At 63.6% G+C, this 12041-nt stretch carries 14 protein-coding genes and 1 tRNA gene; 6 read left to right on the top strand and 9 right to left on the bottom strand.

The genetic code is table 11. The annotated features are described in order from the left end of the window. The first annotated feature begins 171 nt into the window (after positions 1-171). Positions 172-564 carry a nuclear transport factor 2 family protein gene (locus tag AC5IJH_RS12585; RefSeq protein WP_491903174.1) on the top strand — a complete coding sequence of 131 codons (393 nt, stop codon included), beginning with the start codon at positions 172-174 and terminating at the stop codon, positions 562-564. A gap of 56 nt (positions 565-620) precedes the next feature. Here AC5IJH_RS12585 and AC5IJH_RS12580 read toward each other — a convergent pair whose 3' ends face one another. Then, positions 621-1238: a TetR/AcrR family transcriptional regulator gene (locus AC5IJH_RS12580; protein ID WP_491903173.1), complete on the bottom strand. Its 618-nt coding sequence runs from the start codon at positions 1236-1238 to the stop codon at positions 621-623. A gap of 119 nt (positions 1239-1357) precedes the next feature. Here AC5IJH_RS12580 and AC5IJH_RS12575 point away from each other — a divergent pair, with 119 nt between their 5' ends. Next, positions 1358-2245, top strand: a complete 888-nt coding sequence (locus AC5IJH_RS12575) for an SDR family oxidoreductase (protein ID WP_491903172.1) — start codon at positions 1358-1360, stop codon at positions 2243-2245. A gap of 172 nt (positions 2246-2417) precedes the next feature. Here the strand turns inward: AC5IJH_RS12575 and AC5IJH_RS12570 are convergent, their stop codons facing one another. Beyond that, on the bottom strand, positions 2418-3167 hold the full coding sequence (locus AC5IJH_RS12570) for an SDR family oxidoreductase (protein WP_491903171.1): 750 nt from the start codon (positions 3165-3167) through the stop codon (positions 2418-2420). A gap of 136 nt (positions 3168-3303) precedes the next feature. On the opposite strand from AC5IJH_RS12570, the gene AC5IJH_RS12565 reads away from it, so the two are divergent. After that, complete coding sequence (locus AC5IJH_RS12565; protein WP_491903170.1) at positions 3304-3714, top strand: ArsR/SmtB family transcription factor; 411 nt, start codon at positions 3304-3306, stop codon at positions 3712-3714. Between the two features lie 114 nt (positions 3715-3828). Here AC5IJH_RS12565 and AC5IJH_RS12560 read toward each other — a convergent pair whose 3' ends face one another. Continuing rightward, positions 3829-4734, bottom strand: coding sequence for an AraC family transcriptional regulator (locus AC5IJH_RS12560; protein ID WP_491903169.1), 906 nt, complete (start codon positions 4732-4734; stop codon positions 3829-3831). Positions 4735-4890: 156 nt separating this feature from the next. Here AC5IJH_RS12560 and AC5IJH_RS12555 point away from each other — a divergent pair, with 156 nt between their 5' ends. Beyond that, positions 4891-5718, top strand: a complete 828-nt coding sequence (locus AC5IJH_RS12555) for an SDR family oxidoreductase (RefSeq protein WP_491903168.1) — start codon at positions 4891-4893, stop codon at positions 5716-5718. Positions 5719-5898: 180 nt separating this feature from the next. On the opposite strand, the gene AC5IJH_RS12550 is transcribed toward AC5IJH_RS12555, so the two are convergent. From AC5IJH_RS12550 to AC5IJH_RS12540, 3 genes are all read right to left on the bottom strand, one after another. Next, positions 5899-6732 carry a DUF3106 domain-containing protein gene (locus tag AC5IJH_RS12550; protein ID WP_491903167.1) on the bottom strand — a complete coding sequence of 278 codons (834 nt, stop codon included), beginning with the start codon at positions 6730-6732 and terminating at the stop codon, positions 5899-5901. A gap of 143 nt (positions 6733-6875) precedes the next feature. Continuing rightward, the gene (locus AC5IJH_RS12545; RefSeq protein ID WP_491903166.1) at positions 6876-7361 is read right to left on the bottom strand and encodes an anti-sigma factor family protein; all 486 of its coding nucleotides are present in this window, start codon (positions 7359-7361) and stop codon (positions 6876-6878) included. 47 nt (positions 7362-7408) lie between these two features. Next, a complete protein-coding gene (locus AC5IJH_RS12540; RefSeq protein WP_491903165.1) occupies positions 7409-8377 on the bottom strand; it encodes an RNA polymerase sigma factor in 969 nt (322 codons plus the stop codon). Between AC5IJH_RS12540 and AC5IJH_RS12535 the strand changes: the two genes are divergently transcribed. Together AC5IJH_RS12535 and AC5IJH_RS12530 are read left to right on the top strand one after the other, a co-directional pair. Beyond that, positions 8376-8621 carry a hypothetical protein gene (locus AC5IJH_RS12535; RefSeq protein WP_491903164.1) on the top strand — a complete coding sequence of 82 codons (246 nt, stop codon included), beginning with the start codon at positions 8376-8378 and terminating at the stop codon, positions 8619-8621. The genes AC5IJH_RS12540 and AC5IJH_RS12535 overlap by 2 nt on opposite strands. Before the next feature lie 34 nt (positions 8622-8655). After that, positions 8656-8730: transfer RNA gene (locus AC5IJH_RS12530), tRNA-Val, on the top strand. A 70-nt stretch (positions 8731-8800) separates the two neighbouring features. Here the strand turns inward: AC5IJH_RS12530 and AC5IJH_RS12525 are convergent. The 3 genes from AC5IJH_RS12525 to AC5IJH_RS12515 all read right to left on the bottom strand — a co-directional run bounded on the left by AC5IJH_RS12525 (position 8801) and on the right by AC5IJH_RS12515 (position 11854). Beyond that, a complete protein-coding gene (locus AC5IJH_RS12525; RefSeq protein WP_491903163.1) occupies positions 8801-9499 on the bottom strand; it encodes a DUF2306 domain-containing protein in 699 nt (232 codons plus the stop codon). A 14-nt stretch (positions 9500-9513) separates the two neighbouring features. After that, positions 9514-10167, bottom strand: a complete 654-nt coding sequence (locus AC5IJH_RS12520) for a PadR family transcriptional regulator (protein WP_491903162.1) — start codon at positions 10165-10167, stop codon at positions 9514-9516. Between the two features lie 571 nt (positions 10168-10738). Continuing rightward, positions 10739-11854 (bottom strand): hypothetical protein, encoded by a 1116-nt coding sequence (locus tag AC5IJH_RS12515; protein WP_491903161.1) that lies wholly within the window; start codon positions 11852-11854, stop codon positions 10739-10741. Positions 11855-12041 lie beyond the last annotated feature (187 nt).

Here is a 12041-nt window from a genome sequence, read left to right as displayed (position 1 = left end):
AGCCTGGCCACCGCATCGCGCCAATCACGGGAGAGAAGGGCCACGTTGTAGCGGAGCTTGAGCGTAACGTGGTTGAAGGCGAAGCGTCGTCCCCGGAGCCGTACCTGTCGTAACTGCTCGGGTTTGGTCTCTTCGAGGCAGGTCAACAGCTAGAGAACAATGGGAGCGATCGTGAACACTCACGAACTGATCACAAGAGCGTATGCAGCCTTCAACGCGAGAGACATCGACGGTGTGTTTGCGTTGATGAGTGAAACCGTCAGTTGGCCGAAGGCGTCCGAGGGTGGCCAGGTGGTGGGGAAAGACGAGATCCGTGCCTACTGGACTCGCCAGTGGAATCAATTCGACCCGCACGTCGAGCCGATCGACATCATCGACCGTGGCGATGGGAGAGTCGACGTCAGAGTTCGTCAACTCGTGAAGAGTCTGGACGGGGACGTTCTTTCCGACACTGAGGTGTGGCACATCTACACCATCGCTGGTGGCCGGATCGAGCGTATGGACCTCAAGGAGAGCGCTGAGAACGCAGGGTCGAGTCCATCGGCCGCGTTTGCAAAGCACTAGCTGGTGAGGACAACGGGGTCGCTGAGAAGTGCAGCCGGCCAGCCGTATCGCTCCACCTATTCAGCAGGTTTCGATCGGGAGTTACGAGCCTTCGGACGCGAACCCTCGATGAGGATGTCCACGATGCGGCGGGCGCTCGCCTCCCAACCTGGATTGGCCGTCGTGTAGAAGACGCCGACCAGTGCGCGCACGAAGTCGTTCGGTTCCGTGTCGGACCGCAGATCGCCACTGCGAATGGCACGTTTGACCAGGGCGAGAAACGCGCCATGGATATCCCCGCGCGCGCCTTCGATGAGGCGCGTGGAGCCACCCGCGACCGTGTCCATCGCCGGGATGATGAGTGTTTTGTCCGCGACGTGGTCGATGAAGACAAGCATCCAGGTGCGCAGGGCTTCGAGCGGTGGCATGGTCGCGGCGAAGCGCTGACCGGCGGCAGTGAGCTTTTCAACCTCGCTGCGGTAGACGGCTTCGATCAAGGCATCGCGTGTGGGAAAGTGTCGATAGAGCGTGCCGGGGCCAATGCCTGCCTGGCGGGCAATGTCGTCGAGCGACGCGTCGGCTCCATCGCGGCGGAAGACGAGCTGGGCGACCTCGAGAATGCGCTCGCGGTTGCGCTGCGCATCGGCGCGCAGCCTGCGAGCAGCCGGAGGCGGTGTGGCCAGCTTTTTCGGCATACGTCAGTTTCTCAGAAACTTCTGCAACCGGAGCCTGTCTCCGCTTATCTCATAAAGCGGAGACAGGCTCCGCTTATGAATGGGCGGAGCGGTCCAGCTCACAGCAGGAGGAAGGGTCTATGCGGATCTTTGTAACGGGAGCGACAGGCTTTATCGGGACGCCACTGGTGAAGGAACTCATCGCGGCAGGGCACCAGGTGCGCGGGCTGGCACGCAGCGATGCGGGCGCGGAGCAGTTGAAGGCAGCGGGCGCCGAGGTGCATCGCGGCGATCTGAAGGACCTGGACAGCCTGCGCAGCGGAGCCACAGGCGTCGATGCTGTCGTGAACCTCGCGTTCGACCACGACTTCTCGAAGTTTGCGCAGAACGGCGAAGACGAGCGCAAAGCCATCGAGGCTCTGAGTTCTGTGCTCGCACCAGGAGCGCTGCTCCTCGTGACGTCCGCGACGGGACTGGCGAGCGGCGGACCTGGGCATGTCCGTACCGAGCACGATGCGCCCTTGAGTACACCAGGAATCCCTCGCAATCCTGAAGCGGCTGCGAAAGCCGCGGCAGAGCGTGGCATTCGGGTGGCCATCGTGCGGCTGCCGCAGGTGCATGACACGCACAAGCAGGGACTCGTGCCGATGCTGACGCAGGCCGCACGCCAGAAGGGTGTTTCGGTCTATGTCGGCGATGGCGCACATCGCTGGGCGGCGGCGCCGCGGAAGGACGTCGCGCACCTGTACCGGCTGGCGGTCGAGAAGACAGGACCGGGCGTGACCGTGTACCACGCAGTGCAGGAAGAAGGTGTCACGCTGCGCGAGATCGCCGAGACGATCGGCAAGGGGCTGAACGTGCCCGTGGTGTCGATCGATGCGGAGAAGGCGGCCGAGCACTTCGGGCCCTTCGCGCACTTCGCCGGATTGGATATGCCGGCGTCCAGCAAGTGGACACGCCAAGCGCTGGGCTGGGAGCCGACCGGACCCGGGCTGATCGAAGACCTGCGGAACATGAAGTACTTCTAGCGGCCGCCTGCTGCATCGCGACCACCATGCCGAAAGGGCTCCGCGGGTTCCTTCTCTTCGCGGGGCCCTTTCTCGATGCTCAGTGAACCGAACATGTATCAGACGCTGTGCGTTATCGTTGCCAGCGGCGGCGACAGCGTCTGCTTGTGTGTAAAACCACGCCAGGAGCCGGTTAGGCGACGCCCAGCAGCCAGTTATTGAACTCGGTGACGTAGGGGTGTTCGTCTGGTCCCGCGTTGTTGCGCAGCTTCTTCGCCCGCTCGACCAGGACCTCGTCCACGCCTGTGCCGAGAACCTGCATCGTCTCTTCGATGAATGCTCCGAGCGGCATGGCACGCGGCTCTTCCTTGCTGTTCAACAGGTCGGTCTGCGTCCATGGCGGCGCAATCTCGATCACCCGAACAGAGGTGCCCCGCAGCTTGTAGCGTTGCGACAGTGCATACGAGTGGAGCGCGGCCTTCGTGGACGAATACACGGAGGTGAGAGCGAACGGCGTGAAGGCCAGCACAGAGGTGTTGTAGAGAATCGCTGCTTCCTTCTGCTTCTTCAGGTGCTCGAGCAGCGCAGAGCTCAGGCGTATCGGTCCAAGCAGGTTGGTGGTAATCGTGGACGTCAACACCGTCTCGTCGACCGCTCCGGCCGCATCGTCGAACTGCATGATGCCCGCATTGTTGAACAGCACATTCAGGTCGGGGTAGCGAGCGATCAGGGTCTGCGATACAGAGGCGATGCTCGATGCATCCTCCACGTCGAGGACCAGGGCGTCGATGCCGGGGTTCGCCTTCGTGACTTCCTCGAGCGCTGCCTTGCGCCGGCCGGCGATGATGACCTTGTTGCCGCGTGCGTGGAAGGCTTCCGCAACGCCGCGCCCGATGCCGGACCCGCCGCCCGTAATGAAGACCGTATTGCCTGTCAATTTCATAAGTGTTCTCTCCTCGAATGGGGCTGAGCGATGCGGGCCTGTCGCAACCAGGCTTCGCATAGTTCAACTAATCTTGAACACATAGATCGTGAGCAGGCCTCGTCTGATTCAAGTTTTCTTGAACTATAATTTCCACATGGCGAAGCAGGCTGATTCCGACATCGAGTACCCGCCTTCATTCAGCGCCATCCTGAATGCGCTGAGTGACCCGACGCGCCGGCAAATCGTCTACCGCCTGTCGCGGGAGCCCGGCCTGTGCAACTCATTTGGAGATCTTGGCTCGAAGACGAAGCTGAGCTACCACTTCGCCGAGCTGCGCCACGCCGGCCTCACTCGCACAGAAAAGCAGGGCACGTGGCGGCTCATGCATCTCCGGCTCGCCGAGATAGAACAGCTCTATCCGGGGCTTCTCACCGCCGTGCTGAAGGGCGCCGCCGAGGAGAAGCCCACCCGGGACCAAGCATCCGCGCCGGCAGGGTTCAAGGCAGAGGAAGTGGAAGGCTGCTCGATCCCGACGCCTCGCAAGACACTGCCGAAGCGAACCTGAGCAGTACTGTTGGAATCGCCACAGCCGCTGCCGCAAGCGACGTAACGTCACTGCAAACGTGGCAAATTTTCTGCCCAGCCTCGGGGACGCACGCATCCGCGGCATCCAGGCAGCTCAGGCATAGGAGCCCGGTGCATCCACCGACAACGAGCGCAACCGCTCCCGGTCCTGATGCGGTGGAGCACCAAACAGGCGGTGGTACTCGCGGCTGAACTGAGAGGGAGATCCGTAACCTACGTCGAACCCCGCGGAAGCCGCATCTCTCGTGCTTGAGATCAGAAGGTTGCGCGCTTCCTGCAACCGCACCCTCTTCTGGTACTGCAGTGGGCTCATCGCGGTGACGGCTTTGAAGTGACGATGGAGCGAGGCGGCACTCATGTTCGCCAGTCGCGCCAGTTTGTCGATCTGCAATGGCAACGCATAGTTCTGTCGAATCCACTGGATCACACGCAGAATCTGCGCGCTGCGACTCTCTTCAAGCACGATTTGGCGCAGCATGGCGCCGTGCTCAGCGGTGAGCAGACGGTAGAAGATCTCTCTGACGATCAGTGGCGCAAGCGGAGCGATGTCCTCGGGGTGATCGAGCAGTCGCAGCAATCGTGCAAAGACCTCTAGCAACTCACGCGTCTGGGGGTGGACAGCGATCGCGCGCGGCGTCGATGGTTCCGCCTGCCGTGGCGGCAATGTCGCCAGAACCGATGCCACCGTATGGAGATCCAGCTCCAGCCCCAACGCCAGGTACGGGCTTTGCGGGCTCGCCTTCGTAATCCGTCCGGACACTGGCAGATCGACCGAGCTGATCAGATAATTCGAGCTGTCATACCGCAGCGTCGAACTACCGACGATCACCTGTTTCGCGCCCTGCGCCACAACACACACCATGGGAACGTAAACGCCCTGCACCTCGCAGGTGGAGACTCGATCCCTGCGCATCACCACCAGACCGGGCACCGCCGTCGGCGTGAGTGCCTTGGTGCTGTGACGCTTGATGAGGTCCCGGAGTTCGTCGAGGGCGGTCATGCGCTTTGGATGTGGCATGCCCGTCGCTTGATTCGCCGCGACCCGGGGCGTGCCTCACGGGCTGAGAGGATCGTGCAAGAACGGGAGAGCTTTCGTCTACCGCCCCTCCCTCCGTGCGATCTAACGTTGGCCATAGCAGTCGAAGGGGAGACGGTCATGGCACAGAGAACATGGTTCATCACTGGAGTGAATAGCGGCCTGGGACGCTCGATGGCCGAGAAGTTATTGCAACGGGGAGACAGAGTCGCCGGCACCGCTCGCAAGCTGAACGATCTAGCCGGGCTGCAGGAGCAGTACCGCGAAGCCCTGTGGCTCGGGAAGCTGGATGTCACCGACACACCCGCGGTTCGCCGGGTAGTCAACGGAGCCTTCACTCACTTCGGTCGCGTGGATGTGGTCGTCAGCAACGCCGGGTACGGTCTCTCTGGAGCCGCAGAGGAAGTGACCGACGATCAAATTCGTCACCAGATTGATACAAACCTTGTCGGCTCGATTCAGGTCATCCGTGCCGCACTCCCGCACTTGCGATCGCAGGGTGGCGGTCGCGTGCTGCAGGTGTCGTCCACGGGCGGACAGTATGCGTTTCCGAACTTCAGTCTGTATCACGCAACCAAATGGGGGATCGAAGGGTTCGTGGAAGCGGTCCTTCAGGAAGTGGCGCCCTTCTCTATCGAGTTCACCATCGTCGAACCGGGGGCGACAGGAACAAACTTCAAGACCGGCATCGTCAGCCCGCCCGCTATGCCGGCCTATGACAAGACACCGTCCGGAGACATACGCCGCGCACTCGCCAACAACGAGTTTCCGATTCCTGGCGATGCGGACAAGGTCGCGCAGGCGATGATCGATTGCGTCGATGTCTCGCCTGCGCCAAGGCGGCTCTCCCTGGGAAGCGACACCTACACTCTGCTCCGTGCGGCCTTTCAGGAACGGCTGTCCGCGCTCGAGTCCCAGAAGGCTCTCGCCTTCTCAACGGACAAGTAAGGAGTCAGCCGTTTGACTCGCGACGGTTGGGAGTGCCTCGCACGACGCCACTCCCAACCGTTTACGCACGACGCGCAGCTCTGCGCAAGCAGAAGCTCTTGGCGAATCTTCCCATCAACCCTGGCCGGATGGCGCAACAGCGCCCCCATCTCCACAGTCCGAAACCGCCGCTGCAGAACGTCACTGCGGCTGATACGGTTCGACCGACAGCAAATTTCCAAGAACCTGCCGCTCGCGTTCCGAATACTGCGAGCGGTACTCCGGTGAGTTCAGCACCTGCTCGCGCTGCTCCGGCGGCAGCTCGCGCAGCGACCGGAAGGCGCCGCGCACCTGCTGCTTGCGGCCCGGCTCCATCGCGCCCAGCTCCTGCGCGGACGCGCGTACTTCCTGTCGCCGCTCCGGCGCCAGCCGCTCCATGTTCTCGATCCGCCCCAGCGTGCGCTGCCGTTGCGGCGGCGGCATGCTGTCGATCTGGTGCAGCCGGTCGATCAGCCGCTGCTGCTGCTGTTGCGGAAGCTGGCTGAAGCCGCGCTCCTGCCGCAGTGAGTCCGCCTGGCTGTTGAATGACTGTCCCTGGTGGTTCTGCAGCCAGTTGCCCAGGTGCGGCCCCGTCAGCCGCGGCCCGGTCGACGGCGTAGTCCGCCCCGTCGGTCCGTACGGCACATAAGGCATGCGGCCCGTCGTGGGCGTGTGTCCCGCGGTGAAGCCATTCGGCGCCGCATAGTTCGGGGCAGGGTAGTTGGGCCGCGCGTAGTTGGGTGCGGGGGCATTGGGCCGCGCATAGTTCGGTGCCGGATAGCCGGGCCTCGGTGGCGCGGAAGGCCTGGGCGCCGGGGCACCTCCGCCACCGTAGGAAGGCCGCGCCGGCGCATGGTGCGGCTGCGGTGCCGGCCGCGCTGCTTCGTGATTCGGAGTCGCGTGCTGCGCAAACGCAGCAGGTCCAGCCAGCAGCAACGTGGCGAGCAGCAGCCGGCTTCCACACGCACGCCGCAACATCGACGCGAAGCTCCGCACTTGGCCTGTCCTGCCCGTCCGAGTTGTGCCCCCGCTGGTCATCGTCTGTGCCGTGTTGCCCGGCTGTCTTCCCGTTGCCGTCCCGCGCCGCTCGCCAGCGCCGCGCTCACCACCCGCTCAGCGCGTCCGCTCAGTTCGTCCGTTCAGTTCGTTGCTGAACCGTCGTCGCCGTCGTTGTCCACCGAGTTCAGTTGCTGATACACCTGCGCATTGCCGTCCATCACCTGCAGGTCATGCACCGTCGCCGACTCCTGCGTCACCGCCGGCCGCGCATGATCCAGCACCAGCGCCGTGCCGCCGCCCGCCATCAGTAGCAGCGCCAGCGCGCCCGCCGCAATCGGCTTCATCTGCAGGTTCGAGCCATAGGTGAACCGCGCCTTCAGCCGCTCCCACACGCCCGCCGGTGGCCGCGCCTGCTCCTCGCGCAGCCGCGCGGCCAGCCGTGTGTCGAAGTACGGCGAAGGCTCCGGCGCCTCCCACGCATCCATCGTGTGCATGGTCGTCTGCAGCGCCGCCAGCTCCTCCTGGCAGCCTGCACATTCGGCCACGTGCTCGCGCGCACCCGCCGACGCAGCCGCCGGGTCCAGCAGCAGGTCCGCCAATTCCATCCGTGTCGCTTTGCAGTTCATGGTGTTGCTATCCAATTCCGATGCTGGTGTCCGCCTGGGAGTGCGCATCACACAAACTCCTGAAGCCGCTCACGCAATGTCTGGTAAGCGCGGAAGAGCAGTGACTTCGTCGCCGACTCGCTGAGCTTCAAAATCGCGCCTATCTGTTTGTAATCCAGGTCCTGATACTTGTGCATCAGCACGGCCTGCCGCTGCCGCTCGGGCAGCGCCATCACGTGCTTGCGGATCGCCGCCATACGCGCCTCGCGCAGCATGTCCTGCTCCACGTTCATCCGCGAATCGGCCACATCCGGCCGCGTGCCCGTCTCCGCATCCGGCTGATCCAGGTAGACGGCCTGCGCGCCCCGCTCGTGCCGCGTGTCGCGCGCATGGTTCACGCCCAGGTTGGTCGCGATCCGGTAGATCCACGTGCTGAACTTCGCATCCGCCCGGTAGGTCGCCCGCGCCCGGTACACCCGCAGGAACACCTCCTGCGCCAGCTCCTCGGCCACGGCCTGGTTGTGCACCATGCGGTACATGAAGTGCACCATCTGCCGGCGATACTTCTCCACCAGCAGCCCATAGCCCGCCTCATCGCCGGCCGCCACGCGCAGCATGATCTCGGCATCCGTCAGCGCGCTCCAGCCGCCCGCGCCGAGCGGCGCCAGACCATCAGCCGCCACGCCAGCAGCCGCGCCGGCCCGTGCTCCGGTTTGTGCCTGAGGATGGAACCCAGAGGTCGCCATGTCCTCCTCAACCCCGTCCTCAGCAAAACGTTGCGGTCCGGCATGGGACTTGCCCCCGCCGTCACCATCGTCGTCAGCATCGCGGTCAGGGTCGTCCGCCTCGGGCAGCACCTCGAGCTCCTCTTCCGGATGCGGCACCCCGCCCAGCTCCCGCCCCAGTTCGGGGTCCAGTGCGGGGTCCAGTTCAGGGTCCAGGCCGCCGGCAAACCGCTCCGGCAACTCCGGATCCGGCAACTCAGGATCGGCAGGCGGCGGCCGTTTCAACCGGGAGGATAGAGGGCGGAAGGGCATGAGCTATCGCATTGTAGATGCCCGCTTTGCGCGAAGGGCAGTGCACCGACGGGCCATCCCGCAGCAGGCCAGCCATCCCGAGCAGGCCAGCCATCACGAAGCAAGCCCAGCCATCCTCAGAGCGGCCCAGCAATCGCCCGAGCAGGCCAGCCATCGCCGGCGGCAGCGCGTGGCCCGACACCGCGGGATGGTGCTGCGCGCACCCATGCCCCGCCAGTTGGGCCAACCCCGCCCGGGATGGTAAATTGATCGAGTCCCGCCAGGCAGCTCTCCGGCCAGGGCGCTTAACTCAGCGGTAGAGTGCCACCTTCACACGGTGGAAGTCGCAGGTTCGAATCCTGCAGCGCCCACCAGGTTCAAGCAAGAGCAGAGCAAATCACGTCCGGCAGAAATCGGCGCAGCCGCACTGCGCGAGAACGTATCCTAAACCGCTATTGCCGGCTCCGAATGGCCGCGCTTTGGCGTGAACTTTCGCTTGTAGTACGCGGTTGTCACAAGTATGGCGGGAACGCCGATCGCCGTAGGCCAGAGCCACAGCCAGAGATGTGGGCCAAACAATCGCGGCAGCGTAACCACGCTGAACGCCGACCAGGCCGCGATGTAGCTCGCAATGAAGTTCCCAAGGTGCGTGTACCACCAGAACACCTTCTCTTTGGGCTTGCGCATGAAGGACCACATCTGTCCCCCTGCCACCCGCATGCTGAGTATCCCGAAGACCACCGCCACGACACCCATGTTCTGCACTAGAGCCGGCCTCAGCCATGCCGTGAGCACCAGGCACGCTCCCGCGGCAAAGGCCAGGACACCGGCCACCCAATCGATCCATGCCGCCCGCCCACCCCGCGGCAGCTGCTTCAACTTCAGCACGCGATAGCCGGAGAAGGCACAGTAAAAACTGAAGACCGCCACCAGTGCGAGAAAGAGCACAGGTCGATAGAGAGCCATCGACAACGCCGTCGCCGCGACCAGTCCCATCGACCACAGATAGACCATGCCCCAGCGCTTGTGGGCGCGGCCGCCCTTGGCCGTGACCAGCGCAATCGGCGCGAGCAGGAAGGAGCCGCATCCCGCGGCGATATGCAGAACCAACAGCGACTTCATCCACAACGGATCGTGATGCATGCCGGGTCTCCGTCCTAGTTCGTTGTGTTCGCTTGAAGTGCTTCCAGTTGGTTGAGGCTCTCTTCCGCCCATCGAATCAGTGCTTCTGTTCCGTAGAGACCGTAGCGAAGCGTCAGCAACCAGTAGGGCAGCCCGGGGTCGTTCGCCTGTTCTCGCCTGAGCGTGCTCTCGATTGCGCCAAACCGCTCGTGCAGCCGTCGTTGCTCGCTCAGGAAAGTACGGATGTGGTCCGCAGTACGTTCCGGCGCTTGCTGGAAACCGAAGAACACCTTCAGCAATAGCTCATTGCGCGGCACCTGCTCCCGGGCCGGAGCAGCCAGCCAGTGCACAAGGCGGTCACGCCCTTTATCGGTCAGCCGATAGAGCTTTCGCGCGGGACGCCCCGAGCGACCCTGCTCCGGCCTGTCCTGCTCTGCGAAACCTCGTTGCACTAGACTCTTCAGGGCCGGATAGATCTGCCCATAGCTTTCCGTCCAGAAATTTACAATCGATCGGTCGATGAGCTGCCGGATCTCATACCCGCTCATGGGTCCGAGGCTGAGAAGACCCAGGAGCGAGTCGGCCGTGGTCGTGCGGCTGCTGCTCTCACCCGCTGGGCGCACCTTGGACGGTCCTCGAGCTTTGCTGGGGAACGCAGAGCGCGTCGGACTCAGCTTCGCTGCTGGCATATCTGCACGATATATATCTGCCAGATACTCCGCAACTGAAAAGCGCAGCAGAAGTCGTTCCGGTCGGCTGCGTCGAGGGGATGCTAGGAAGTCCTACGTTCTTTCCCGCCGCCGCTCCACTCCATGCCGTTCGCACAACGGCTCTCATGAATGGCGCAAGTCTCGGACACAAGCTGCCCTACATTGCCGGGTGAGGAAAGCCAATCGCGGCGTTCTTTGATCTGCAAGCGGGAAAGCTGCTCGCCGTCTACCCCGTGGGGACCCGGACGTTCTCTCGCTTCCGACCCCGGGCTCAAGCACCTCTACGTCTCCGCGGAATCTCGAAGCGTGACTGTACTCGAAGAGTCCGGCCGCGCGCTAAAGGTTCTCGGCACCTTCAACATGCCGCACGCGCACACAGTGTCGGTTGATCCCGCCTCGCAACCTGGTCTATCTTCCGCTCGAAGATATCGGCGGCCACCCGGTGCTGCGCATCATGCGACCGTCAGATCAGCCGTGACCTTCAATGCGCAGCGGCATGACGGGCGACCCTATCAGCAGGCACCAGAGCGCGGCATAGCAACCGCTCGCTCTACCACATCGTCAAGGTGACGTTATCCACCCATTCGCGCAGTGGCGTGCCCGTCGGATCCTGATCCAACTGGTACTGAATGCCGACCATGTCCGGCCACGTCGTATCGTTTACCTTCCACGTCTGGTTGAGTCCGTAAGCTGTTCCGTCGACGACCAGCGTGTCATAGCGATACTGCGTGGGACTGATGCGCTCCACGTACCACTGAATGTGGTGCCAGCCCGGCGTCCAGTGTGCGCACGGGATGCCATTCAGCACCCAGCGATTGCCCTCGCTATCCCACGTCGACCAGTAGCCGTCGCCAAAGTCGCACTGGCTGCCGATCATGAACTCCTTGCCCCCGAGGACCTGCCACACGTCGAACTCCGAAGCCCAGAAGTGCGCTTCCGCCGCAGGGTCGTGGTAGACCGAGAAGTCCCACAGGAAGTGAGTCGCGGAACGAGTGCCCAGCAGCGTGTCCATAAACAGCACGTTGGTCCACGACGGTCCGTTGGCACTCATCTCAAGGCTGCTGCCACTCAGCGCGGGCTCGCTCTGCGAGGGTCTCAACGCGTAGTTGCCGGTCGTGTTCGTGCCCTGCGCACACAGACTGCAGATCGTCCACGTTTTGTCGTTCTGCATCTGCGTCAACACCTCTGCATTCGCAGGCGGCGTCGGCAGCACCGTGCTGCTGGGCGGCGGCGGCCCAACCTGGATCAGCTTGACTTCCGATCTGTTCGTATCGCCAGCTGCGTCCTGCACACGTGCGTAGAGCAGGTGCTGCCCAGGTGCCATATCGATCCCCTGGGAGATGGAACTCGCCGCGTTCGCCGCCTGGTACACAGGTTGATCGTCGAGGCAGACCGTCCATTGCGTGATCGCGCTGGAACTGTACGCGATCGCATTCAACTGGACATGGCCAGCATTCTGACCCGGCTCGGGGCTTTGCAACCAGACGCCGCTGATGGTTCCGTTCTGGTTGTTGTATCCGTGTCCCGACCCGCCGCACGCCGCAACATCCGTCGGCCCGGTCCCGCCGCCACCACTGCCGCCGGACCCGCCGCTGCCACCCGAGCCGCCGCTGCCGGACCCTCCGCCGCTACCCGACCCGCTGTCGGCGGCCGTGCTGGGGGCCATGGAGGCGGACCCGCCGCATCCTGCGATGAGCAGGATCTGGAGTGCCAGTGTGAACGAGCAAACAAACGCGAGGCGGGGCCGAATTATCCGAAGGAGCGACACATCGTTTTAGATGCACGCCGCCCTGCCGATCCTGCGCTGCCCTTAGGAGAAGACCTTGATGCGGCTCGCCCGCACCCATTTTTTT

Origin of the sequence: Candidatus Dedyshia acidiphila (assembly GCF_051025295.1) — a bacterium.
GTDB lineage: Bacteria > Acidobacteriota > Terriglobia > Terriglobales > Acidobacteriaceae > KBS-83.
The sequence above is the reverse complement of the archived record's forward strand: the minus strand, read 5'-3'. Positions and strand labels throughout refer to the sequence as shown.

Coding starts and splice junctions, on each gene's coding strand:
- AC5IJH_RS12580 (WP_491903173.1), bottom strand. CDS start 1,238: ATGCCGAAAAAGCTGGCCACACCGCCTCCGGCTGCTCGCAGGCTGCGC.
- AC5IJH_RS12575 (WP_491903172.1), top strand. CDS start 1,358: ATGCGGATCTTTGTAACGGGAGCGACAGGCTTTATCGGGACGCCACTG.
- AC5IJH_RS12570 (WP_491903171.1), bottom strand. CDS start 3,167: ATGAAATTGACAGGCAATACGGTCTTCATTACGGGCGGCGGGTCCGGC.
- AC5IJH_RS12565 (WP_491903170.1), top strand. CDS start 3,304: ATGGCGAAGCAGGCTGATTCCGACATCGAGTACCCGCCTTCATTCAGC.
- AC5IJH_RS12560 (WP_491903169.1), bottom strand. CDS start 4,734: ATGACCGCCCTCGACGAACTCCGGGACCTCATCAAGCGTCACAGCACC.
- AC5IJH_RS12555 (WP_491903168.1), top strand. CDS start 4,891: ATGGCACAGAGAACATGGTTCATCACTGGAGTGAATAGCGGCCTGGGA.
- AC5IJH_RS12545 (WP_491903166.1), bottom strand. CDS start 7,361: ATGAACTGCAAAGCGACACGGATGGAATTGGCGGACCTGCTGCTGGAC.
- AC5IJH_RS12535 (WP_491903164.1), top strand. CDS start 8,376: ATGAGCTATCGCATTGTAGATGCCCGCTTTGCGCGAAGGGCAGTGCAC.
- AC5IJH_RS12540 (WP_491903165.1), bottom strand. CDS start 8,377: ATGCCCTTCCGCCCTCTATCCTCCCGGTTGAAACGGCCGCCGCCTGCC.
- AC5IJH_RS12525 (WP_491903163.1), bottom strand. CDS start 9,499: ATGCATCACGATCCGTTGTGGATGAAGTCGCTGTTGGTTCTGCATATC.
- AC5IJH_RS12520 (WP_491903162.1), bottom strand. CDS start 10,167: ATGCCAGCAGCGAAGCTGAGTCCGACGCGCTCTGCGTTCCCCAGCAAA.
- AC5IJH_RS12515 (WP_491903161.1), bottom strand. CDS start 11,854: ATGGCCCCCAGCACGGCCGCCGACAGCGGGTCGGGTAGCGGCGGAGGG.